Origin of the sequence: Streptomyces sp. NPDC088745 (assembly GCF_044751045.1) — a bacterium.
Classification (GTDB): domain Bacteria; phylum Actinomycetota; class Actinomycetes; order Streptomycetales; family Streptomycetaceae; genus Streptomyces; species Streptomyces cremeus.
In genome coordinates this window covers 9880-30962 of record NZ_JBIVLB010000027.1, presented here as the reverse complement: position 1 = coordinate 30962, position 21083 = coordinate 9880, and the positions used below count along the sequence as shown (strand labels likewise).

24 protein-coding genes are annotated in these 21083 nt (G+C 71.1%); 13 read left to right on the top strand and 11 right to left on the bottom strand.

The features are described from left to right. Positions 1-241 precede the first annotated feature (241 nt). The 4 genes from ACIP93_RS37070 to ACIP93_RS37055 form a co-directional block, all read right to left on the bottom strand. The gene (locus ACIP93_RS37070) at positions 242-874 is read right to left on the bottom strand and encodes a hypothetical protein (RefSeq protein WP_401766706.1); all 633 of its coding nucleotides are present in this window, start codon (positions 872-874) and stop codon (positions 242-244) included. A 46-nt stretch (positions 875-920) separates the two neighbouring features. Continuing rightward, positions 921-1340, bottom strand: coding sequence for a hypothetical protein (locus tag ACIP93_RS37065; RefSeq protein ID WP_401766703.1), 420 nt, complete (start codon positions 1338-1340; stop codon positions 921-923). Between the two features lie 154 nt (positions 1341-1494). Further along, positions 1495-1971, bottom strand: coding sequence for a hypothetical protein (locus ACIP93_RS37060; RefSeq protein ID WP_401766701.1), 477 nt, complete (start codon positions 1969-1971; stop codon positions 1495-1497). Between the two features lie 137 nt (positions 1972-2108). Continuing rightward, complete coding sequence (locus ACIP93_RS37055; RefSeq protein WP_401766698.1) at positions 2109-2459, bottom strand: hypothetical protein; 351 nt, start codon at positions 2457-2459, stop codon at positions 2109-2111. 562 nt (positions 2460-3021) lie between these two features. Here ACIP93_RS37055 and ACIP93_RS37050 point away from each other — a divergent pair. Together ACIP93_RS37050 and ACIP93_RS37045 are read left to right on the top strand one after the other, a co-directional pair. Next, entirely contained in the window at positions 3022-3786 is a 765-nt protein-coding gene (locus ACIP93_RS37050) for a hypothetical protein (RefSeq protein ID WP_401766695.1), read from the top strand. A 152-nt stretch (positions 3787-3938) separates the two neighbouring features. Further along, positions 3939-4772, top strand: a complete 834-nt coding sequence (locus ACIP93_RS37045; protein WP_401766692.1) for a hypothetical protein — start codon at positions 3939-3941, stop codon at positions 4770-4772. A gap of 78 nt (positions 4773-4850) precedes the next feature. On the opposite strand, the gene ACIP93_RS37040 is transcribed toward ACIP93_RS37045, so the two are convergent. Continuing rightward, positions 4851-6155: a multiprotein-bridging factor 1 family protein gene (locus ACIP93_RS37040; RefSeq protein WP_401766689.1), complete on the bottom strand. Its 1305-nt coding sequence runs from the start codon at positions 6153-6155 to the stop codon at positions 4851-4853. 215 nt (positions 6156-6370) lie between these two features. Between ACIP93_RS37040 and ACIP93_RS37035 the strand changes: the two genes are divergently transcribed. The 5 genes from ACIP93_RS37035 (at position 6371) to ACIP93_RS37015 (ending at position 10296) form a co-directional block, all read left to right on the top strand. Then, complete coding sequence (locus tag ACIP93_RS37035) at positions 6371-6526, top strand: albusnodin family lasso peptide (RefSeq protein WP_361361128.1); 156 nt, start codon at positions 6371-6373, stop codon at positions 6524-6526. Positions 6527-6639: 113 nt separating this feature from the next. Then, positions 6640-8442: an albusnodin/ikarugamycin family macrolactam cyclase gene (locus ACIP93_RS37030; protein WP_401766685.1), complete on the top strand. Its 1803-nt coding sequence runs from the start codon at positions 6640-6642 to the stop codon at positions 8440-8442. Then, a complete protein-coding gene (locus tag ACIP93_RS37025) occupies positions 8435-9163 on the top strand; it encodes a lasso peptide biosynthesis B2 protein (RefSeq protein WP_401766682.1) in 729 nt (242 codons plus the stop codon). Before ACIP93_RS37030 ends, ACIP93_RS37025 begins: the two co-directional genes overlap by 8 nt. After that, on the top strand, positions 9147-9731 hold the full coding sequence (locus tag ACIP93_RS37020; RefSeq protein ID WP_401766745.1) for a GNAT family N-acetyltransferase: 585 nt from the start codon (positions 9147-9149) through the stop codon (positions 9729-9731). The genes ACIP93_RS37025 and ACIP93_RS37020 overlap by 17 nt, the downstream gene beginning before the upstream one ends. 136 nt (positions 9732-9867) lie before the next feature. Next, a complete protein-coding gene (locus ACIP93_RS37015) occupies positions 9868-10296 on the top strand; it encodes a hypothetical protein (RefSeq protein ID WP_401766679.1) in 429 nt (142 codons plus the stop codon). Here the strand turns inward: ACIP93_RS37015 and ACIP93_RS37010 are convergent. Together ACIP93_RS37010 and ACIP93_RS37005 are read right to left on the bottom strand one after the other, a co-directional pair. Beyond that, positions 10254-10685, bottom strand: a complete 432-nt coding sequence (locus tag ACIP93_RS37010; RefSeq protein WP_401766676.1) for a hypothetical protein — start codon at positions 10683-10685, stop codon at positions 10254-10256. The genes ACIP93_RS37015 and ACIP93_RS37010 overlap by 43 nt on opposite strands. A 74-nt stretch (positions 10686-10759) precedes the next feature. Next, positions 10760-11182 carry a hypothetical protein gene (locus ACIP93_RS37005; RefSeq protein WP_401766673.1) on the bottom strand — a complete coding sequence of 141 codons (423 nt, stop codon included), beginning with the start codon at positions 11180-11182 and terminating at the stop codon, positions 10760-10762. Positions 11183-11689: 507 nt separating this feature from the next. Between ACIP93_RS37005 and ACIP93_RS37000 the strand changes: the two genes are divergently transcribed. Beyond that, positions 11690-12829, top strand: coding sequence for a VVA0879 family protein (locus ACIP93_RS37000; protein WP_401766671.1), 1140 nt, complete (start codon positions 11690-11692; stop codon positions 12827-12829). Positions 12830-13077: 248 nt separating this feature from the next. On the opposite strand, the gene ACIP93_RS36995 is transcribed toward ACIP93_RS37000, so the two are convergent. Next, entirely contained in the window at positions 13078-13620 is a 543-nt protein-coding gene (locus tag ACIP93_RS36995; protein ID WP_401766668.1) for an SMI1/KNR4 family protein, read from the bottom strand. A 204-nt stretch (positions 13621-13824) separates the two neighbouring features. Between ACIP93_RS36995 and ACIP93_RS36990 the strand changes: the two genes are divergently transcribed. The 5 genes from ACIP93_RS36990 to ACIP93_RS36970 all read left to right on the top strand — a co-directional run bounded on the left by ACIP93_RS36990 (position 13825) and on the right by ACIP93_RS36970 (position 18932). Further along, on the top strand, positions 13825-14121 hold the full coding sequence (locus tag ACIP93_RS36990) for a hypothetical protein (RefSeq protein WP_401766665.1): 297 nt from the start codon (positions 13825-13827) through the stop codon (positions 14119-14121). After that, entirely contained in the window at positions 14118-14435 is a 318-nt protein-coding gene (mihF, locus tag ACIP93_RS36985) for an integration host factor, actinobacterial type (RefSeq protein WP_401766662.1), read from the top strand. The genes ACIP93_RS36990 and mihF (ACIP93_RS36985) overlap by 4 nt, the downstream gene beginning before the upstream one ends. A gap of 1448 nt (positions 14436-15883) precedes the next feature. Further along, on the top strand, positions 15884-16630 hold the full coding sequence (locus tag ACIP93_RS36980) for a hypothetical protein (RefSeq protein WP_401766659.1): 747 nt from the start codon (positions 15884-15886) through the stop codon (positions 16628-16630). Between the two features lie 96 nt (positions 16631-16726). Continuing rightward, positions 16727-17914 (top strand): integration host factor, actinobacterial type, encoded by a 1188-nt coding sequence (gene mihF, locus ACIP93_RS36975; RefSeq protein ID WP_401766656.1) that lies wholly within the window; start codon positions 16727-16729, stop codon positions 17912-17914. Positions 17915-18026: 112 nt separating this feature from the next. Further along, positions 18027-18932 carry a hypothetical protein gene (locus ACIP93_RS36970; protein WP_401766653.1) on the top strand — a complete coding sequence of 302 codons (906 nt, stop codon included), beginning with the start codon at positions 18027-18029 and terminating at the stop codon, positions 18930-18932. Between the two features lie 116 nt (positions 18933-19048). Here ACIP93_RS36970 and ACIP93_RS36965 read toward each other — a convergent pair whose 3' ends face one another. The 3 genes from ACIP93_RS36965 to ACIP93_RS36955 all read right to left on the bottom strand — a co-directional run bounded on the left by ACIP93_RS36965 (position 19049) and on the right by ACIP93_RS36955 (position 20878). Next, complete coding sequence (locus ACIP93_RS36965; RefSeq protein ID WP_401766650.1) at positions 19049-19558, bottom strand: hypothetical protein; 510 nt, start codon at positions 19556-19558, stop codon at positions 19049-19051. 162 nt (positions 19559-19720) lie between these two features. Then, entirely contained in the window at positions 19721-20185 is a 465-nt protein-coding gene (locus ACIP93_RS36960; RefSeq protein ID WP_332757179.1) for a hypothetical protein, read from the bottom strand. 60 nt (positions 20186-20245) lie between these two features. Further along, positions 20246-20878, bottom strand: coding sequence for a hypothetical protein (locus ACIP93_RS36955; RefSeq protein ID WP_401766647.1), 633 nt, complete (start codon positions 20876-20878; stop codon positions 20246-20248). Positions 20879-21083 lie beyond the last annotated feature (205 nt).

Sequence of the window (21083 nt, the reverse complement as noted above, 5' to 3'; positions counted from 1 at the left end):
CGGAGCCGGCGGAGGCCGGAGAGGAGTGCGGGTGGGGGGCTGCGGTACGCGAGTCGGCGTTCATGGGTGCCTTCTTGGGAGAGGACTGCCGGCGGCTGCGCGGCTCGGCCACTGAAGAGGCAGAGCACCGTCACCGTCGCGATCTCGCGAATCCCGCGCACCGACTGGGCCGGGGCCCCAGCCTGCCGACCTGCCGACCTATCGGTCGGGCGGCGGGTACTCGCCGTGGGGGGCGACAACGTCAGCGCCGGCGACCTGGCACTCGGTTCTCGTAGATCAGGTCCAGGTCCCAGGACCCGCGGTGCTCGTACACCGTCATGTGCTGGCAGGACGGACACCGGAACGCCACGTAGCGGCCCGCGGGTTCACTGCCGCGCCCGGATGCCATCAGTCCGGGCCCCGGATCCTCACACTTCTCGCACGCCGTCGAGTAGTGCGACAGGACGAGCTGTGGCTGCCAGTCGCACCAGACGAGTGGCCGGCCCCGGTGTTCGCCGGGCAGCGCAGGGACCCGTCGTTCGATGGGCTCGATCGGCTCAGCACCGGGCAGCTCTTCGAGGACAGCCTGCTGCGGGGCCGGGTCGCCCCGCCACACACGCAGGCACACCCGGCATGTCTTCGGTCCGTTCCAGGGGCCGTCGTACGCGCGGACTGCGGGGGCCTGTTCCGAGTCGGTGCAGCACAGCAGGGGGACGGTGAACACCGGCAATGGGGGAGGCGTGGCGCCGGGGGCCAGGAGGTGCAGGACGCCGGCGGGGGTGCGGACCACGACGACCGCAGGGCCCCCCTCGGTGCTCGCGGCCGAGGACGCAGCGGTTTCCGGCTGTGGCGGTGCGGCCGGTTCGGTGGAGGTGGCGGTGTGGAACTGTTCCACGGGCGCTCCGGAGGCTAAGGGTGGGGAGGGGCCGGCGGAAGGCCGGTCACCAGCCGTTGCCGGTGTGGCGTTCGAGGATGGCCGCCAGGTCGCGGTGCCATCGGTGGTACATGGCCATGCGGTGCTCGTGTACGAGCCGGGCCATCTCTGACGCGTCCCGGCCGAGGACGAACGGCGCCTTGGTGTTGAGCAGCTGCCGCAGGGCGGGTTCGGGGGAGCGCGGCACATTCAGGCGCTGGTCCGCTTCGGACAGTGCCGACGCACCCGTCCAGGAGTGGGCGCGGGCCCACAGCTGGTGCAGGGCCTGCGCCCGTACGAAGGTCTCCATCTGCATGCCGGTAACGGGGTCTTCGGCTTCAGCGGTGTTGACCAGGAGGGTGATGGCCTGGTGGTGGGCCTTGCGGGCCACTCGCGTCTCCTCCAGGACGGAGGCGACGATCAGATCGTTCGTTGTCGGCCGGGGCATCGGAATGTCTCTCTTCTGTGAGGTCGTGCTCGGGAGCCGCTGGTTCAGGGCTGCCGGCCTGGATGCGCAGCGGGATCGTGATCCGTGGCGAAGGACGATCGGATAGGCCGGACGGGAGCGCTCCGCTCCTGCGGCTCGTCGAGTCGGAGCCCGCTCACGGCTGTGACTGCTCAACGGCCTGCACCGACCACGTCAGCAGGTACGCCCGGAACACGATGCCCTCGTACCTGCTGCGGTCCTCTTCTGTCGCCCATCGGGCACGCTGGATGGCCTCGGCCGCATCGGGAAACGCCGACAGCCGGTTGTGGCCCTCGTTGCGGTGCGCGTCGAAGTCGATGCTGCTCCACCTGCTGTTCCAGGAGGGGGTGCTGGAGACGAAGGCGTAGTCGGGCCCGTCGGGTGCGGGGGTGCGGGCGTCCGCCGGCGTACTGGTGCGGGTGATCCGGTAGAGCGTGGGCCCGGGCCAGGGGCCGGGCCCGGCTGCTTCGGCGTCTTCGCGGCTGCGGTGGGCGTGGGGGCCGAACGTCCGGGTGATGTCGCTGTCGGAGGATTCGGCCAGGAGGATCAGGCCCCATGCCATCGAGGGGCTGTCGGACCAGACGAACCTGGTTCGGCTCTCCTGTGCGCTCATGGGGCGGCTGTCCTCTGCTGCTGTCGGGGTCGTAGGTGAGGGGCGCGGGGGTGGCCGCTCTTGCGTGGGGCGGGCGTGGTGCCCGCCCGGGAACCGCTGTTCTCGGTGTCCGGGCTGGCGGCGGTTCGTGGGTGGGTTCAGGCGTCGGGGACGAGGGTGAAGTAGAGGCTGCCGCGGCTGGTGATGATCTCGGTGACGGGCCGGTGGCGGGGGAGCCCGGAGCGGGGGTGCTTGTTGGGGGCGTGGAAGTCGATGCCGCGGACGGTGGCGGGGTGGCCGTTGTGGAGGACGAGGTCGCCCTCCTTGAGGTGGGGGTCGGTGGGCTTCTTGGCGAGCTGGGCCAGTTCCTCGTCGCTCAGGTGGGAGCGGACGTAGTTGATGAGGTCCTCGAAGGGGAGGTAGCGGCCTTCGCCGTCGATGGCCACGCATTCGTCTTCGAGCGCGGCGATGAGCGCGAGGGGGTTGAGGGGAGTGCCGTTGCTGGGCATCGGGTCGGGCTCCTTGGCGTAGGGCGGGCGCTGCCGGGATGGCGACAGTGAACGGGGGCGCCGCCGGTGGCGGCGACGTCTGGCGAATCCCGGGCGCCCGGCGGCCGCGCGGCCTGCCCTCCTGGTGCTGTCCGGTCTGGTCCGTACGGTGCGGGCACCACTGAGGAGAGAGGACAGCACCGTGTCTGCGACCAGCCCACGAATCCATAACGGCAAGAAGCCTGGAGTCCTCCTCTACGGGTGGCTGTCCGGCTCCCGGCCCTCTTGGGGGCCCGGACGTGACGATACGGAACGATACGTGACGACCCGTGACGAGTCGTCACGGCCGAGTGGGCACGGTGCGGGTGGGGCGAGCGGGCTAAAAAGGAGGGTGGAGCGCTTCTTGCCGTTATGGGTTTCTTGGCTGGTCATAGACACGAGGGAGGCGGTTCGGTGAGACACGACCGCACCGTACGCGGGGGAGCGGACACCACCCCTTCCCCCCGCCCGAGCGCTGCCCCTCACGACCGGTCTGTCCGCGGCCGCGCCTACCGTCGGCGGCCCACGCACCGAGAGGAACCCGATGACCGAGACCGACCTGCCCGTACCCGCGCGCACCACCCCGGTGCGCGACGACCACGCCTGGCCCTTCCCCCTCAGCACCGGCGGCCGCTCCCACGTACGCCTGCGCGTCTGGCCCACCCGAAACCGCCCCAGCCCCCTCGTCATCGCCACCGACCTGATGCTCGGCGCCGGACTCATCAACAACGCCGAGAGCCTGTGCCGCGCAGCCCACGCCGAATTCGGCCCGCACACAACCGTCGTACGCCACTTCCCCGCCTGGTCCATGCTCGCCATCAACGGAGAGGACGTCTTCGACCAGCTCACCCTCGACGAACAGGACCGCGCCCGGGCCCGCCGGTGCACCGAACAGGTCCTGGACCTTCTCGGCCCCGGCGTCCTCGGCTACCCCGGCGACACCCCACCCGCCCACGCCGACGCAGGCGCGGCCGCAGTCCCGCCGCAGAGCACCCACATCGCCCGCGCCCTCGCCGCCCTGCTGCGCCTCGACGAGACCCGGGTGATCGAACGACGCCCCGACGGCTACCCCACCCGCACCGGCCCCGTCGCCGAGAAGGACCTCGCGCCGCTCAGCCACCTCAAGCTCGGCACCGAAGCCCTCCGGCGCCTCGCCGGCTTCCTCGCCGAGGCGGACACCGACCCGCACCAGAGCGCCGCCGGCGGCAGGCGGGAACGCCGGCTCGGCAAGATCATCCACACTCTGCAGGAGCAGACGTGGCAGCTCGGCCTCCTCGCCGACGAACTGGCAGCCGAAGAACGGACCTGAACCACCCACCACCCGTACGCCCCCACCGCGGCCGGGCTCGGCCGCCCCGGTAAAGCCTCCCTGCAGCAGGGACGGACAGCTCCAACCGGGGCGGCGGGCACAGATCCGGCGTCCGCTCACACCGGGACGCCGCGGTGCGCAAGACTCCCACCGTGCCCCCATCACCCAAGAAGCCGACGAACCGCATGGAGCCGCTGGGCCAGGTCGCCCGGGAACTGTGGATCCTCAGCGGCAACGAATGCGCCTTCGACCCCTGCACCGAGCGGCTCATCTGCGAAGACGGCGCATTCATCGGCGAAGTGGCCCACATCCACGGCGTCGAGCCGAGCAGCCCCCGGCACGATCCCGCACTGGACCGGCAGGCCCTCCGAGCCGCCGACAACCTGATGCTCCTGTGCCCCAAGCACCACACCCGGATCGACCACGTGAACAGCCGCAGCAAGTACCCCGCTCCCATGCTGCGCAGGATGAAGAGGAAGCACGAGGACCGGTTCCGCGCTGCGGCGGCGTACATCGAGGCCCAGTTCACCGATCACACGAGGGCCGCGACCGTCCGCTACGCCACCACCCTCGACGCACTTCACGCCGCCATCGGGGTCGACAAGCTCACGCCCGACGAGAAGCACGACGACGTCGCGATGGTCAACGCCATCGCGGACAAGCTCGCCGAGCTGACCCTGCCGGCCCGCAGCCTCCTCTCCTTCCTCGTCCAGGCCGACGCCGTACTCGGCATCGCGGAGGTGTCCCGGCGCACCCGCCGGTCACAGAGCGAGATCAGCAGCACGATGGAGGAACTGGACCGCCTCGGGTACGCCTACCTGGAACGCGAACCTGACGAGGACGAACCCCGCGGCGCTCTGAAGCTCTACGACCACGACTCTTTCGACGGATGGCCGTTCTGGGATGACCTGCGGAGCTTCCTCGGCGAGCACCCGGAGCGCATCGCGCGGGTCATCGTCGACCTCGAGTTCAACCTGCTGGACTGACAACGCAGCGGCCTGGAGGCAGTCAGCCTCTCGGCCCGTCTTGAGTGGGGCAGCGGACGATGAGCTTACCTTGCAGGGTCATGAGGTGACGGGTGCCCGAGTCATAGCCACCAGCTCCCGCACGCCGCTGGTGTGGGGGTGGCGGTGAGCAAGGTCGGTGACGATCGCGCGGATGCTGGGGCGGTCGCGGACCTCGGCGGGAGCGGTGCGGTGGGCGGCGAGGAGGGCGTGCGCGGTCTGCTCGGGTTTGTTCCAGCGCCACCATGCGCGGGCCATGTCAGTGTGGAGTCGGCCGCGGCGTTCGGCGGTGGCGAACTGGCCGGGGCGGAGGTCTCGCCCGGCGTGGACGGCGGCGCCCGCGTCACCGAGGGACCACAGGACGCCGACCTTGTAGAGGGTGACGGAGGCCGGGGTGACCGAGAACGTCGGCACGCCCGACTGTTCGGGGAGGAGGGCCGCAGCCCGTTCGGCGTCGCGGATCATCTCCAGGGCACGGTCGCGGTCGCCGGCCTCGGCGGCGGCGTAAGCGACGGTGCAGAGCATCTGCGCGAAGGTTCTGGCCTGAGCGGGGGTGACGAGCCCGGTGGTCTCGACCTGGGCGGCGGCGTGAAGGGTCACGCGCTGCGCGGTCACGGCACGGCCACCGTGGCGCAGGACGATGCTGAAGGCGCGGGCGGACGCGGCACCGGCCAGCGGGTCTCCGGAGAGCCGCGCGTAGGTGTTGGACCGGTCGGCGGTGATCCGGCTGGCGTCGTAGCGGCCGACCTTGGACAGGGTCTCGGTGGCCAGGTCGTAACAGGCGGCGAGCCGGGCGTAGTCGGCGGCTTCGCCGTGGTCGGCGCAGGCCTCGGCGGTGGCCAGGAGGTCGGGAAGCGCCTTGATCAGGTCGGCGTGCGCGCCGCGGTTGAACTGGGTACGTGCCCGGCGGTACTGCGCCGTCAGGCGGTCCGCGCTCGGCGCGAAGGCGGGCGCGGGCAGCAGCGCGAGAGCCTCGTCGAGGTGATCGAGGGCGAGCGCGGGGACGGCCAGTCCGGCGGCGAGGAGGGACCGGCGTTTCATCGAGTCCTCCTCGGATGCGGCCGGGCGCTGGGCGCTGGCAACTGTAGTGGTCCGGGGCGGCGTTACGCCCAGAACTGCGGCAAGTACCCCCGCAGGGATGACGAGCGCGTCGGCGAACCGCTTGAGCATGTCCAGGTCGGTCGCCGGCCGGTCTGCGGTCTCGAGACGGCTGACGGCCGATGCGGAGTATCCGGTCTTCGTGCCGAGGTCGGCCTGCCGCCAACCGCGCTGCTGGCGTGCCCAGCGGATCAGGCCCCCGACGTCGCCGTCGGCGATGAGCTGCTGGGCACGCGGAGAGTTCCAGTCCGGTACCTGAGCACGCATGGCCGCTCCCTCCGGGACCACCGGACATCAGCCTGCTCACGGTAGCCGGGCGGTGACACCCGGTCGAGACCGTGTGCGCGACGCGCAAACGGTGTGCGTACGGGGGGAGTTCGCTCGGCATCCGGCCCGGCCAGCGGTGTCCTGATGAGGCACCACCACCGCCGCCGCGCACCGCTCGGCGGCAACGATCCGCTCTTCCGATGGAGGGAGTCGTCATGAACGACCCGACCGCACACCCCGCCACCCCCGTATCCCCGACGACCGAACCCGAGCTCGTCGAACTCGTCGAGCTCGGCGGCCTCATGGCCCTGACCCAGGGCCAGGGCGGCGGCCAGAGCGAGGACAAGCGCCGCGCCTACAACTACGCCTGACGAACCACCCCGTGCGGGGGGGGGGCCCGCGCCCCCCCCGGCGCCCCCCCCCCCCCCCCCCCCCCCCCCCCCCCCCCCCCCCGCCCGGCTCCTGAACCAGGAAGGGATTCATCGTGATCTTCGGAGGGTTCACACTCGGCTCCGGCGGCCGCCAGCCGGCCGGAGCCACATCCACTCCGGGCGGACTGCTCTGGCAGACCGGACCGGCCGACATCCGGTCGTTCGGCGCGCCCGACGGAGGCCGGGTCACGGTGCTGGGCTGCTGCGGCGCCACCGATGCCGAGGTGCGCTCGCTGTCCCGACGCCTGCTCCCCGAGGACGTCGCCTGGCGGTGGTCCGGCGCGTACGCGGTGGTCGAGCAGCGTGGGCCGCACACGGTGGTGCACACCGATCCGTCCGGAGCGCTGCCGCTGTACGCCACCCGCTACAAGGCCGGGTGGGCCTGGTCGAGCTCGGCGCGCGCCCTGGCCGACCTCACCGGTACCGGGGTGGACCCGGTACGGGTCGCGGTCGCGGTGTTCCTGCCGCATGTGCCCGCCGCGGTCGGGCCCCGGACGTTCTTCACCGGCGTGCAGCAGCTCCCGCCCGGCGCCCGGATCGAGCTCGCCGCGGGCCGGGATCTGCGGTGCGCGACGGTATGGCGCCCCGACCCCGTCCCGGGGCCGGCCCACGACCGGCTCCGCTCCACCCTGGAGGAAGCCGTACGGCTGCGGGTGGCGGGCGATCCCGATCTGACGTGCGATCTGTCCGGCGGTCTGGACTCCTCCTCGCTCGCCCTGCTCGCCGCGACCGCCCGGCCCGACGGCGGGACCCTGCACACGGTCACCGTCCACCCGGCCGGCCAGACGGACGGCGCAGACCTCACGTACGCACGGCTGGCCGCCGCCCATAACCCGCACCTCGTCCATCACCTTCTCCCCCTGGGCGCCGAGCACCTGCCCTACACCGACATCACCACGGTCCCGGCGACCGATGAGCCGGCCCCGTCGACCCTGACCCGGGCCCGGCTGGAGGGGCAGCTGCGCTGGATGCGCGACCGGCTCGGCAGCCGCACCCACCTGACCGGCGACGGCGGCGACAGCGTCCTGTTCGTGCCGGCCGCGCACTTGGCCGACCTGCTGCGCCACCGCCTCCACCGGCGGGCCGCCGCCGAGGCCGTGGGCTGGGCCCGACTGCGCCACCGCCCCGTCCTGCCGCTGCTGCGCGAGGCACGGACCCTGACCCGCACCAGCCGCGCCCAAGCCCTGGCCGACCAGGCCGCCGCGCTGGAGAGCGGATACGCACCGGCCGGACAGGGCGACGTGCGCTGGTTCCCGGCGGTGCCGCTGCCCCGGTGGGCCACGAGCACCGCCACCTGCATGCTGTCCGACGCCGTCCACGACGTCGCCACGGCGGCCGATCCGCTGCCGGGCCTGGACCTCGCGGCACGGATTCTGGTGGACGAGGTCCGGGAGGTCGCACGGACCGCGGCCGCCGACGCCCATCTGGCCGCCGCGTCCGGGATCGAGCTGCACAACCCGTTCCTCGACGGGGCCGTCGTCGACGCGGTACTGCGCACCGAGGCCCGGGCCCGGCCCCCCGTGCACACCTACAAGCCGGTACTCGTCCGCGCCATGTCCGGTGTCCTGCCGGACTCCCTGGCCTCTCGGACGACCAAGGGCAGCTTCAACGCCGACCACTACACCGGGCTGCGCGCCAACCTGCCGGAGCTCCAGCGTCTGGTCGACGGGCGCCTCGCCGCTCTCGGCCTCGCCGATCCCGCCCTGTTGCGGGCGCACCTCGCCCAGGCTGCCGCCGGGATCCCGATGCCCCTCGCGCCCTTGGAGCAGGCCTTGGCCGCCGAAGCGTGGCTGCGCACCCTCGACCGCCCGGCCACCCCGTGGTCGCGCCCCCGCGAAGGAGACCGTCGTGGATGACCCGCCCGCGTTCGTCACCTGCCCACAGGCCGTCCGCGCGGTCGACTTCGGCCACGTCCTGGTCCTCATCGACTATCGCACTGGCAACGTCCAAGCCCTCCAGCCCTCGGCCGCAGCCCAGTGGAACTCCCTCTCCCGTTCCGGGGTCCTTGCGCGCATCGCCCCCGCCCTCGGCCGTCGGCTCCTCGCACTGGGACTGCTCGCTCCCGCCAGCGGGCCGGGCACGTGGACATCGGCGCTGGCCGCCCCTTCGGCCCAGGCCAGTTGGGGCAGCACCGAGCATCCCGCGGGCGTCGTACGGCCCCTGCACGGGCCGTTCGCCGAGACACTCTCGGCCGCGGCCGCGCTCACCGTCGCCTTCGCCGCCACCCGCCGGCAACCCACCGGCATGCGACGCACCCTCACCCTCCTGTCCGCCGCCGATGCCCGCACCGTCCGGGGCGCAACCCTCCGCGAGGCGACCTGCGCCGTGACCGCGGTGCGGCGCGCCGGCTGGTACTCCCCCGGACGCACCGCGTGCCTGGAGGAGTCCGTCGCCGCCGTCCTGCTGCTCGCCTCCCGGCGCCTCGGCGTGCGCTGGTGCCACGGAATCGCGTCCGACCCGATCCGGCTCCACGCCTGGGTGCAGACTATGACCGGCGACGACGTCGCCGAGCCGTTCTCGACCCGCGCCTACACCCCCGTGCTCACGATCGGAGACCGTCATCACCAGCCCCGCTGACCCGATCATCTGGCTGCGCACCGGAACCTGCGGGCTCGGCCCGTACCGCGCTGATCTCGTCGAGACGTACTGGCGCTGGGAGCAGGACCCCGCCCTCCTGGTCGGTTACGGGCGCCAGGCACCCGAATCCCTGGAGGTCCGTACCGAGGGCATGGCCCACCAACTGCGCGGCGAGAACATCCGCTTCACCATCTACGACCTCGGCGGCGCCGAGGCGACGCCGGTCGGAGTTGCGACCCTGCTGCCCGACCACGGTGTCCGCACGGCCGAGTTCGTGATCATGCTCGGTCCGGAGGCCCGTGGACGGGGCCTGGGTACTGCCGCGACCCGGCTCACCCTCGACTACGCGTTCCACGTCACGAACCTTCGGATGGTCTGGCTGAAGGTTCTCGCGCCGAACGTGGGCGCGATCCGCGCGTATGAGAGGACCGGCTTCCAGAGGGTCGGTGCTATCCGGCAGGCCGGGTACTGGCTCGGCCGGGTGTGCGACGAAATCGTGATGGACGCTCTGGCCACGGACTTCATCGGGCCGTCAGCCGTCGCTCCCTCGCACCCCGCGTCTGACTGATCCACTCGCGCATTTTGTCGTACGGGCAACCGTGGCAAGCGGACAACGTCCGCGCCCCGACATCGGGGCGTGGCTGAGAGGCCGGCATGCCCTAGCTCTCCCTTCGATGTCAGTGACGGCTGCGATCGTGGGCCCCATGGTCACGGCAGAGGTTGCGAGGTCCGATTCGGTGTCCTGGCTGGCGGTCCAGCTCGCCAAGCCGGTAGGCGAGGTGTTGGCCGTGCGCGCTGCCGGTGTCCGGGCGTTGTTGCCTTCCCGACCGGACAGCGCCTTGGGCCGGTACATGTGGTGGCGCTGTCTCAGCAGGGAGCAGGCCCGCCAGGCGATGATCCTCGGCCGGCTGGAGGCACTCAGCCTGCACCTTCGGGGAATCCCCGCCCTGGGATATTCCGCCGACGACCCCCTTCCGCTGGAGGCCGTCGAGGAGGCCGAGGGGTTCGTGGACGGACCCCTGGCTGAGGCGCTGGCGCACTACCGGGAGTGCCGGGCGCGGGCAGGCAGCACGCCGGCGCGGCTGGAGGATCAGGTGTCCTGCACGGTGAGCAGCACGGGCCGCCGTCCGTAGGAGGCGCTGAGCGCATCGATCACCTGACGGCCTGCCCCGCTCAGGTCCTCCTCGGTCGCGTGCCAGAAGCCTGAGAACGCCTCGTGCATCGGAGCCTCGGGATCTGCGGCGGGGTTCCGAAGGGCCCAGGTCGCCCCGGTGGTCCCGAGCAGCAGATGTCCGATCAGGCAGGAGACGTCGATGTCGTCGTCGTCCAGGTCGGGGAACGCCTGGTGCCATGCCGGGGCCGGGCCCACCGGTTCCTCGGTGAGCACAGCGTGGACGTCCAACCCTGCGGCGCACACGATCATGGGCTCCTCGGTGCGCCTGGGCCATAGCGCGTACACGCTGGTACCGCAGCCGCCGTAGCTGTCGAGGTGCGTCGGCCAGCGGATGAGTGTGCCGGTCATGGCGGTGGCGTCCATACGGCGCCAGAGGCTGCCCACGGTCCTCTCCGTTCGTAGGTGGGGCGGGATGGGCGGCTTCACGCGGAGGCGGGAGTCGGCCCGGGGTAGATGGGGGCGGATGGACGTTCGGCGCTGTACCGGACCGTGCGGCCGGGCCGCTGGACCGCGCCGGGCTCGAACAGGGCGTACTCGCTGTAGCCGCAGATCATGTACGAGGTGTTCGTCCTGTCGGCGAACTGGGCTATCACCTCCCCGTCGCGGCAGGTCAGGTGCCAGGCGAACGTCCAGGTGACCGCGTCGACCGGCTTTCCGTCGCGCATGACATCGAGCGGCTCTACCTCCACCGTCGCCACTTCACCGACCTGGTACTCCTGGCCGAGCCACGGCCGGAATACGGTCTGGATGAGCAGTCCGGGCTTGAGCTCGCTGGCCTTCACGTACGGCAGCCCAGTGGCGTCGCAGGCGGCGCAGGTTCCATCGGTGGGGTGGCGGTGTGTCATCGACTTCTCCGAAGGGGCGGGATCGAGGTTGTGGGGTGTCGGCCCGGATGCTTGCGCAGGCCCAGCGGATAGCCATCGGTCCGCGAATTCAGGCGTCGGCGGCTCGCCGTAGGGCGCGGCCCGAGGTGCCGGCCAGGGCCAGTTACTGGATGGGCATGGGCGTGTCGGCGGCGGACAGCGGTGCGCGACGTCCGCCGGCACGCAGAAGACCGGCCGTCCGCTGGCCCGTACCGGCCCGAGGGCGTTGGCCGTCAACACCATGGCTCCTCTTTCGAGGGACCTCTGCCTGCTTCCGGGCAGTCGTTCCTCGCGGTGCCGGTAGCGTTGGGTGGACGGCAGAGTGCCTGCCGGTCTCCCGCTGATGCGACACCCCACGCGGTCCCAGCGAAGAGGCGAAGGAGCCTCGCGGTGTCCGCGGGGTGAGTCCCGGACCCGGCACGCACCATCTCTTGTGAGACCGACCGTGGACTTTGACGGCCGGGCGTGGGCGGCCTCGAAGGACGCAGCATGGCACGGAACCGGACAGTGCAGCGCAAGGCCCGGCAGCTCCAGCGGCGGGCGGGTGGCGGGTTCAACGCCGCCCGCGACCAGGTGGTCGCGCTGCCACCGTTGCGGGCGCGTCTCACGCAGGAGGAGTGGCTGGCCGCCGGGCGAGCCCGGTTCGGCACGGACGACATCAGCCATTGGTCTGCCCTGTGCCCTCGGTGCGGGCACGTCACGTCCGTGGCGCGGTTCGCCGAGGTCTCCGGGACCACGGAGCTGACGCAGGCGTTTACCGAATGCCTCGGCCGGCACCTTCCCGGCACCGGATCCCACACGTTCCCGTGTGACTGGGCCGCTTGGGGTCACATCCCCCTGTACGGCTACACCGTCGTCGTCGACGGGCGGGAGTTCCGGGTGTTCGCCTTCCCGGCCCCGGATGAGAACGTGGCGAAGAACAAGGCGCGCCAGGAAGGGCGGGCTGCGGCCTGGCAGGCGCGCATCGACGCGGCAGCGAAGGCGGAGGCAGAGGCAGAGGAGGACCAGGAGGAGGACGGTGACCAGACGGACGTGTGCGAGTCATGCGACCGGCCGGTGGGCCGTCGTCACCGGCAGGACTGCATCTGGCGGGTCGAGGAGCTGCTGGGTGAGTGGACGGACGTGGAGGAAGTACACACCTGGGCGGACGGTCAGGCGCTCCTCGACGCCGCGACGGACCTCGAGCCGGCCATCGGCGCCTACATCGAACTCGTTGGACAGCTGCTGACCGCCCGCGGCATCCCCGTGACGGAGCAGGCCGCGGTCCGGGTGGAGGACGGGTTCGACCTGTCTGCCGACGGCGACGTGACACTGCGCGAGCGGAACCGGCTGGGCGGTCCGCAGTGGTTCTCCTGGGATGCCGAACACGGATGGTCCTTCACCTCCATGGATCCGGCCCAGCGCCCCAGCCCGGTCTTCTACGCCGGCGGCCCGATCACGCCGGTGGCCAGCGCCGCCGCCGAGCGGATCGCAGCCGTCGTCGAAGGCCGGGAGTCGTGGACAGGGCAGCGCATCCGTCAGCGCGCGGTGGTCGAGCCCAGCGCGTGGCACGGTGTGGCGCGCGAGCTGGAGACTGCCGTCAACGGCTGTGCCCGAGTAGCAGCTCGGGACGCCGAGCCGGTGAACTGACTGTCCAGGCGTATACGGGACGGCCGGGCTGCGGGAGACGATCTGGGCGGCCCGGGCGTGGGCCGGATTCTGGGCCTCGCCTTCGGGACGCCGGCGGGGCCCAGGGCTCACCGCGACGGGCTCCTGGTGGGTCCGGGCGTCGCTGTGGCCGGGGCGAAGGACTGGCTCTGCGCTTGCCGGTCCGGTCGTCAGATCGCCGCTCGGGTCTACTCGGGTCTAGGTGTCAACGACGTTGTACGGCAGGGAGTTCAGTACCACCAGTCCCTGCCGATGTGCCAGCGCCGCACCCATTCCTCGAAGCCCCAGGCGGGATCGCCCGGCGCCGGGAGGGCAGCATCCTGGGCGACCATCCAGACCTCGCCTCGGCGGGGGCCTGTGGTCAGCAGAAGCCAGAAGCTCTCTCCACCCTCGGATCCCAGGACGATCGATCCGTCATGGAACGCAGCGTCGATCCGCGGGTCTTCGTAGTCGGTGTTCGGATCCTCAGACCAGTACCAGGCCTCTTCCAGAGGAAAGGGCTGTCCGGGCATTCGCGGGCGCAGAACGGGCCAGGCGTCGGGCAGATGGCCGAGCGGCTGGAGACCGTCCTCGCCGGCCGGTCCGAAGGGTGATCCGTTGCTGATCTCCGCGACGAAGGTCCTGTATGGCTCCGGGAGGGCCACCTCGTTCTCCGCTTCCCATGTTTCGACGGCAACATGACCGAGCGCCGGCAGCCGCCACTGAGGCGGGAACGCGTCGCGCAGGAAGCCGAGGGTGGCTTCGGAGGGTCGCTGATCACGGGCAGAAGACATGCCAGCATGCTGGCACGAAGAACTGACAGCACAGCTCGGGCCCAACCGCACGGACAGCCTGGTGTCCGCTTCGCCCTGCAGACTGCCTCACGTAGTCACATACGGCCCCCGGCTCGAGCTCGAGCCGGGGGCGGCCGTACGGACATCGCATGTGATCGATCGCTGACACGACGTGTCGACGCCGGTTGTCCAGGAAGGACGATCATGAACGACGAGCCTCTCGCGACGGGCGGCGACGCCCTCCTGCAGCAGGCCATTACCTCGCTGCGCCAGGGCAACCCTCTCGTCGACCCGGCCCTGTACGAGCCCCTCACCGAACTGCTTGAGGATGCCGTCCAGGGCGATGACGAGGGTGTCATCAACCCCTACGCCGAAGCCGTCGCCGCAGCACTGCTCGGCGGCCCGCTGACGCCTGCCCGGCCGGCGACTGCGCCCGGGCACGGGACGGCGGCCGCTTCCGACAGCCACATCCCTACCACGACCAGGAGCACCATCTCGTGACCGCTCTGCCCCGCCTCACCGCCGACGCCCGTGCCCAGGCACTGCAGAAGGCCATCGCCGCCCGCAAGGAACGCAGTGAACTGCTGATCAGCCTCAAGGCAGGCCAGATCTCCCTCCACGAGGTCCTCGACCGTACGGACACGGTCGCAGGCAAGATCCGCGTACGCCCCCTACTCGAAGCGCTGCCCGGTATCGGCAAGATCCGTGCTGGCCAACTCCTGGACCACATCGGAATATCCGAACGCCGACGAGTCCGAGGGCTCGGGCCCCGTCAGAAGGCCAAGCTCCTCGATCTCTTCCCGCCCCAGAAGTGAGCCGCCGTGGTGCCGGTGCCCGTCCCGCTGGGCACCGGGGCCTGGTCGTCCTCTGACCTCGCGTCCTGGCCGTCCCTCCAGGCTGTCGGACTCAGGCACCGGGCGATCGGAACCTGGCTAGGCCCGGGCCCTTTGTCGTGCTGTGCGACGCTCGTGCCGCGCGGCTTCCACCGCCGTACGCCGCCGTTGGCGAGCCTCCTCCGTAGAGCGGCACTCGTCCGCGATCTGCCGCCCCAGAGCTGCTGCCGACCATGCGCCCGGGCGGTCGCCGCTGCCCAGCTCTACTCCGGCAGGGGGTGTGGGCACCCGGGTGAGCTCCGGCTCCTTGCCCGGACCGCCGTACAGAGCGACGTATCCAAGGCCGACAGCCCAGAGTCGAAGGCCTTCCACCTCGCGTACCACTGCTTGCCCCAGATCTCCGTCGGGGGTGTCGGCCCAGAGAGCCACCTCGTGCCAGCCGTCGGCCGGTGGCGGAGGGAACTGCTGCACCGCCCCGGCGACGGACTCGGTGGTCTCCAGCCACAGCCGGGTGCCGGCCTCGTCCCGGCATGCCACTCCCAGCCACGGCCACGTCCGGACATCGTGCTCGACGGCTTGTCCATCGGAGGTGTACGGCGTGAGGCGTACACCTCGAAACCGCAGACCGTTCACTGTCACCTCGGCATGTGCGGACCTGATGCCTGCGCCGGTGTCCGCAGGCCTTGCCATTGTGGCCGACACAACCCCGCGCCTCATGGGCCCGCCAATCCGAGGGAGAGAGTTTGCTGTGCTCCGTCATGAGCCGTACCCGCCTTGTTCCTTGCCGCTCGCAACCTACGGCGCGTGCGGGGGCGGGCCGGTCGCTCACGGTCTTCCTGGCCGAGGCTGTCGCAGTGCTCGACGGTCCGGTGGACGTTCCTCCCGGCCTGACAACCGGGCTCCTCCACGCCCAGTCTTCCGGACAGCCACAGACCGACTTCCGGCACCCCGCCGGCGTCACCTCTCTCGCTGCCGGAACCACCGAGCGTGCAGGGCGCTCCGCCCCGTCGTCCTTCTTCACCACCGCCCGATCGACACCAGAGGTCCAGGTATGAGCCAGGAACGTAGCCACGACGAGATGACCGACCTGATCGACGCTGAACGCAGGGTCGACTGGGACGAAGAAGAGTACGAACGGTAGACGTCTCAGACCCCAAGTCCCTCGATGGGGTGAGGCGACCGTCGGGAGGCTCGGGGCACCTGGGACGACCGCTAGAGTCGGGCTCCGGGGGTAGCGCAACCTGACTCCGGCCTGCATGGGCGCCCACGCCGCCGCAGGACCGGCCAAGCCGTCTCGGACGCAGCGCTGCATTGCCGTGTAGCCAGCCGGTACGTCTTCCATCGTGGAACGGACGGCGGGGGCGTGGGGTCCGCCGGAGGGGTTCACCATGGCCAAGAGCCGTAAGGCGCGCCGGAACACCCAAGCCCGCGTGGCTGCCACGGGACAGCGGCCCGCCGCCGCCTACCGTGAACTGCGCGCGATGAACGCGCCCTACGAGGGGTACGTCGTCGATCTTCACCATGTCGTGGACGACATCACCACTCCCGGGCACCAGGGGGACTCCTGGGCGTACCGGGTGCGGACTCCGGAGGGAGTCGACCTGACGTGGAACGACGTCAACGCCCCCGATGCCGGCGGCCCGGAGCTGACTTCCAGGCAGCAGATCTCCCTGTTCGGCGGGTGGCCGCTGACTCCTGAGCTGCTGCGGGCCCGGTTCCCGGGCGCCCGAATCATCGAGCACAGCGTCATGCCGGAAGGTTGCCACGGCTGCCATCTGGTGAAGTGCTGGACCGTCCACGTCGGGTGCACCGTTGCGTGCGAGCGGCTTGAGGCTGCGAGGGAGACGGAGGCGCGGTGGGAGGCCGAGGAAGAGTTCGACCGTACGTACGCGGCGTACCAGGCGGAGCTCGCTGCTCTGTGGCGCCGGCACGAAGCCGAGGATGCCGATCTCGAGCGGGATGCACAGAAGGTCCGCGAGCGGGTGGAGGCCTGGCGGACCGCGGTGGACTCCGGGCGCTGGGACGACGTCGGGGGCACCGAGGCGATGTGGCGTGAGTGGGACGCCTGCAACGCTCGGGAGCGGGATCAGCGTGAGCGGCATGACCTGGAGTACAAGGAGCTGACCGGCAGGCAGCCTGAACCCCCTGCCCACTGGACGACGGCTGCTTCGGCCTGAGCTGTCGGCCGGTGGCCGCACCGGTGAGTCCGCTGCGTAGGAACGTCGTGCGTGCGTCACTAGGCAGCGGACACGCCGGTCGTACGATGTGACGTCATGGACCGGCTCGAACGCCCCGCCCGCACCGAGATCACCGCGCTGCTGAAGAGGCTGGCACGCGGCCCGCAGGCGACGTACGACCAGCGCGCCTTCTTCCTGAACGAGTACCTGCGGGTGCTCAGCGACTTCCTTGAGCTCCCCGAGGAGCGGATCCAGGCGGGCGACCTCGCGGACGTCGGCTATGCGGTCGCGTGGCTGAACGCCGCGGCCGCGGGGTACACCCGTCAGCGTCGCGTGGCCGGCAAGCCGGACGCGGCCGCGGCGTCGCAGGCAGCTCGCTGCGCCACTTTCAACGCCTTCGCTCGTCACCTCGGCCAGCCGGAGCGTCTTTCCGAGGGGTGGCCCGACAGCCAGGGCCTGCCGGTCGACGAGAGCCGCCGGGTGGTGGAGCTCCTTGCCGACAACCGACCGCCGCGCACGAACCGCAGCACGTGGGAGCGCACCAGCGCGCTTGCAGCCCTGAGGCTCGTTACCGGCCGCCCGCTGTCCGAACTCGCTGGTCTGCAGGTGTCCTCCCTCGACCTGAAGGCGAACCCACCCACCGTCACCCTGGGAGAGCGCGTCTTCCCGCTGGACGAGTTGGCTGTGCGGACGATGAACCGCTGGCTGGACACCTGGAAACGGCTGACCGAACAACTGGAGGGTGGGACCGTCACGCAGGTGTGGGTCACCATCAAGCCGGGCCGGCCCCGCTACGGTGAGCCGGCCAAGCACCCGTACCTGCCGTGCTCCATCCGCGCTCTTCGGGCGGCTCAGCATGACCTGACCAGCAGACTGCTCGCCCGGCCGACGCGGCTCGGGCAGCTGAGCGGCCCTGATCCAGACGATGTCGTCTCCCAAAACCCCAAGAGGCGCCGTACGGCGCCGACAGCTCCTCCTCCGGAGCGCACCGCCGAGGACCGGGCGCTGGCGCTCCGGCAGGCTGCCGAGGTCAGGCGTGAGCGGGCGGAGATGCTGGGGCGGCTGAAAGCCGGCGACCTGTCACTGCCCGAAGTCCTCGCCCGGGAGGACAGGGTGGTCGGCGGTACCCGGGTGGGCCGGCTGGTGGAGTCGCTGCCCGGCGTTGGGCCCGCTGCGCGGAGGCGCATTCTGGCGGAGGTCGGCTTGGACGAGCAGCGTCGTCTGCAGTCCCTCCGGGCCCAACAACGTGAGCGGCTGCTCCACGAATGCTCGACCGTTTCGTAAGCCACGCAGTCGCCCGCGGCTGACGGCTCCGCGCGGACAGGCGAATCCGCAGCTGGTGCGCCGTTCGCTCCACACTGGGGTCTCTTGATTCCCAGCCTGGAGTGAACTGCCCATGACCACGGACCCGAGTGCCGGACCGGCCGCCGGCGACGACCTGCTTGACGAGACCGCGCTGTTGGCGCATGGCGACACGATCGCCCGTGCGCTGCGGCGCTGGTGCGCAGACCGGATCGAGGCCCTGAAGGAGGAGTTCGACCTGTTCGGTGCGCCCGACAATCCATCGGAACGGCAGCGCTGGACTCTCGAGCTTTCAGAGCGCCAGGCGCTGGCTCTGGCTGAGGTCGAGCAGCTCCAGCGGGTACGGGCGGAGACCAACAGCGCTTGGTCACAAGACCGGTGGGCCGACCTGGGGGCATTGGGGCTTCGCCACCAGCGGCACCTGGATGAGGAAGCAGTCGCCACGGCTCGCCGCCTGCGTGATCTTTCCGACGCGTATCCGGGGCGCGGGCGGGCCCCCAGGCCTAGGCAGACTTCTGCGGCGCCCGGGCCGGGAGAGGTGGCCGTGCCATGGGGCGTCGATCCCGGTGCTCCGGCCACCGGTCGATCGCCGCAGATGACCTCCCGATCCTTGTGGGCACTGCTGAGAGAAGCATTCCCAGATGCCTCCTCCGGCCGGTGCACGGTGACGGCACATCGACTGCTGAAAGAGGTCCTGCAACCCACACTCGGTCCGGTCGAGGCGATGCAGATGCGCCGGGAGATCACAGCCGCCCTGTACGACGGGGTGAGGCCGCCTGCAGACGAGCGCGAAAAGCACCGCCACCAGTGGATCGTCGAGTCGGTTCTGGGACGGGTGGTCGTACCGCTTGCTGATCAGCGCAACCGGCTCGCGGCCGCGGTGGACGACGCCCGCGCTCTCCACCCGCTCATCTCGGGTGGCAGTTGCCCGGTCTGCGGGGTTTCTTCCCCGTGTCCGACCCGGCGAGCGCTGGGGGACACGGCCGTGGACGGCCCGTGAGCGGGGTGGTCGTCAGGCCGTCTGGGCTCGCGCCGTCACGTGCGCTCCTGGGGAGAGGAACTGGTGGCGGCCCTGGAGGTCCGGGGCCGCCACCAGCACAAGCGGATGCCTGGCTGTCAGAGCGGACGTCCGTAGGGCAGGAGAGTGCCTTCGGAAAGGCCGCCCTTGAGGAGCGGATAGGCTCTTTGCCAGTCCTGCAGGATGCCGCCGCCGTCGTACGGCCAGTCCTGCGGCTCGCGGAAGGCAACCCCGATGTAGGCACGACCAGGAGCATCGGCCCAGGTGGGATCCACCACCGTTCCGTCGGGTCGAACACACCAGGCATGCCCGACGGGGACGTTGCCGCCGTGGGGGAGGGCGTACCCCTCGGCGTAGATCAGGTGCCCGGGGAGGCCATCGCGAGCGTGACGAGCAGCGTTGCTGTAGCACTCCTTGGGTTCCGCGCCCACCGGGTTCGTGGGGGGTGTCGTGGGGGTAAAGCGACGACCGTGGCTGAGCAAGAGGTGGTAGTGGGTGGGGAAGACCCAGTCGTCTGTGTCGTAGTGGCCCTCGGAAAGCCTCGCGAGGTCGCGAATGTAGGAGACGACCGTTTCCTCACGGAGGGGGTCGACAATGGGTGTGATCATGAGACGAGAGATTCCTCCGAAAGGGCCGACGCGCCGAGCCTAGGCGAAACCCGCATCTGGGGTGAGGCCCTCCGTCAAGGTGATGCTCGCACCGCGGCCACAACGCCCCACGCGCACCGTCGTTCCTGGCCGAGATGGCCGGGCATTGGACGAAGGGCCCGATCAGGCGGTGAGCGGCCACTGTTCGGCGACCTGCTGCTGGGCCTTGTGCCACGCTCGCTCCAACTCGCTTCCCTCGGTGGGGTCCTGCAGGGACCACCCATCGGCGGCGAACTGCCGGATCTGCGGCAGCAGCATGAGAGAGGAGCCCCGCAGGGCCGCCCTCAGCACAACGGTGGCGGTCGGCTCGTGGGGCGAGTCGCCCCACCAGTCCGGCACGCGCCCCTGCCGCCGCGGCGCCGGCTGATGGACGACATCACAGACGCGCAGCGTGGAGCCGAGGACGAAGGGGCGGAAGTCGTCGCGGGACGTCAGTCGTAGCGAGCTGACGCTGAGGCGGCTGCCGATGGCCGGGACGGCGAGAGCGAGGTACCCGTCCGGGCGGCAGAGCGCCCCGAGGAGGCGGCGCTGGTCTACGTCCACGGTGGCGGCGTCGAAGAATTCGATGCGGATTCCCAGGTCAATCATGGGTCGATCCTGCCGCCGTGACCGGACACCCCTTGGCCAGGCGCAGGCGTCCCGATGGGGCTACTCCTGGGCCCCGCCGTTCCCTGGGTCTCCGGCCGTGACGGCGGCCAGGGCCGCTTCGAGCTTCTCCTGGGCGATGGGCCCGGAGTCCGGGAGGCCGGCGGCTCGCCACGCAGCGACGGCGCGCTCAGTGTCCCCGGCCACGGCCTCGACCATCATGTCCTTGGCGTCCTTCTCGGCGACGGCTCCGTCAGCGGGTCCGAGGTCGACCAGGTGCACGGCCATTCGCACCTTGCTGGGCCGCTCTCCAGCCTGGGCCTTCGTCGTCTCCATCTCCTTGTAGACGCGGACGAGCCGACCGACGAGTCGCTGGGCCGTGGCGTACAGCGCCTTGCCTGAGTCGTTCTCGAGCCGATCGGTGCGGAACCGTTCCTCACCGCGGCCCAGAGCCTTGATGTAGATGAAGGCGCGGTTGCTGCTCTCCTCGATCTCGACGCGGGTAAGGACGCCGCGGACACGGTCCTTGGTGCCTTCGACGCGCGCGATGTCGGCGGCCAGCTGGGTGCCGTCCAGGTAGAGGTTCAGCGCGAGCTCGCGCACCCGGCCGTGCCAGGCTGCCTCCAGCCCGGGTCGACACGGGCCGGCGGCCTGCGCTGCAGCAACGATGAGCTGATGGGGTACGGATCCGTTCACGGGTCTCATGATGCCGCGCGTTGTCTTCGGCGCACACGGGAGGTGTGCGGGGTGAGGTGTGGGCCTGCGGAGACCTCCAGGGCTGCCTGACGCCGAGCGGGGCCTTCGGGGCGGGGCCGCGACCCGGGCCAAAACCGGGGGGGGGGGCCCCCCCGGGGCGGACGGGGGTTGTGGGCCGCGCCGTGGCCCAGCCCCCCCCCCCCCG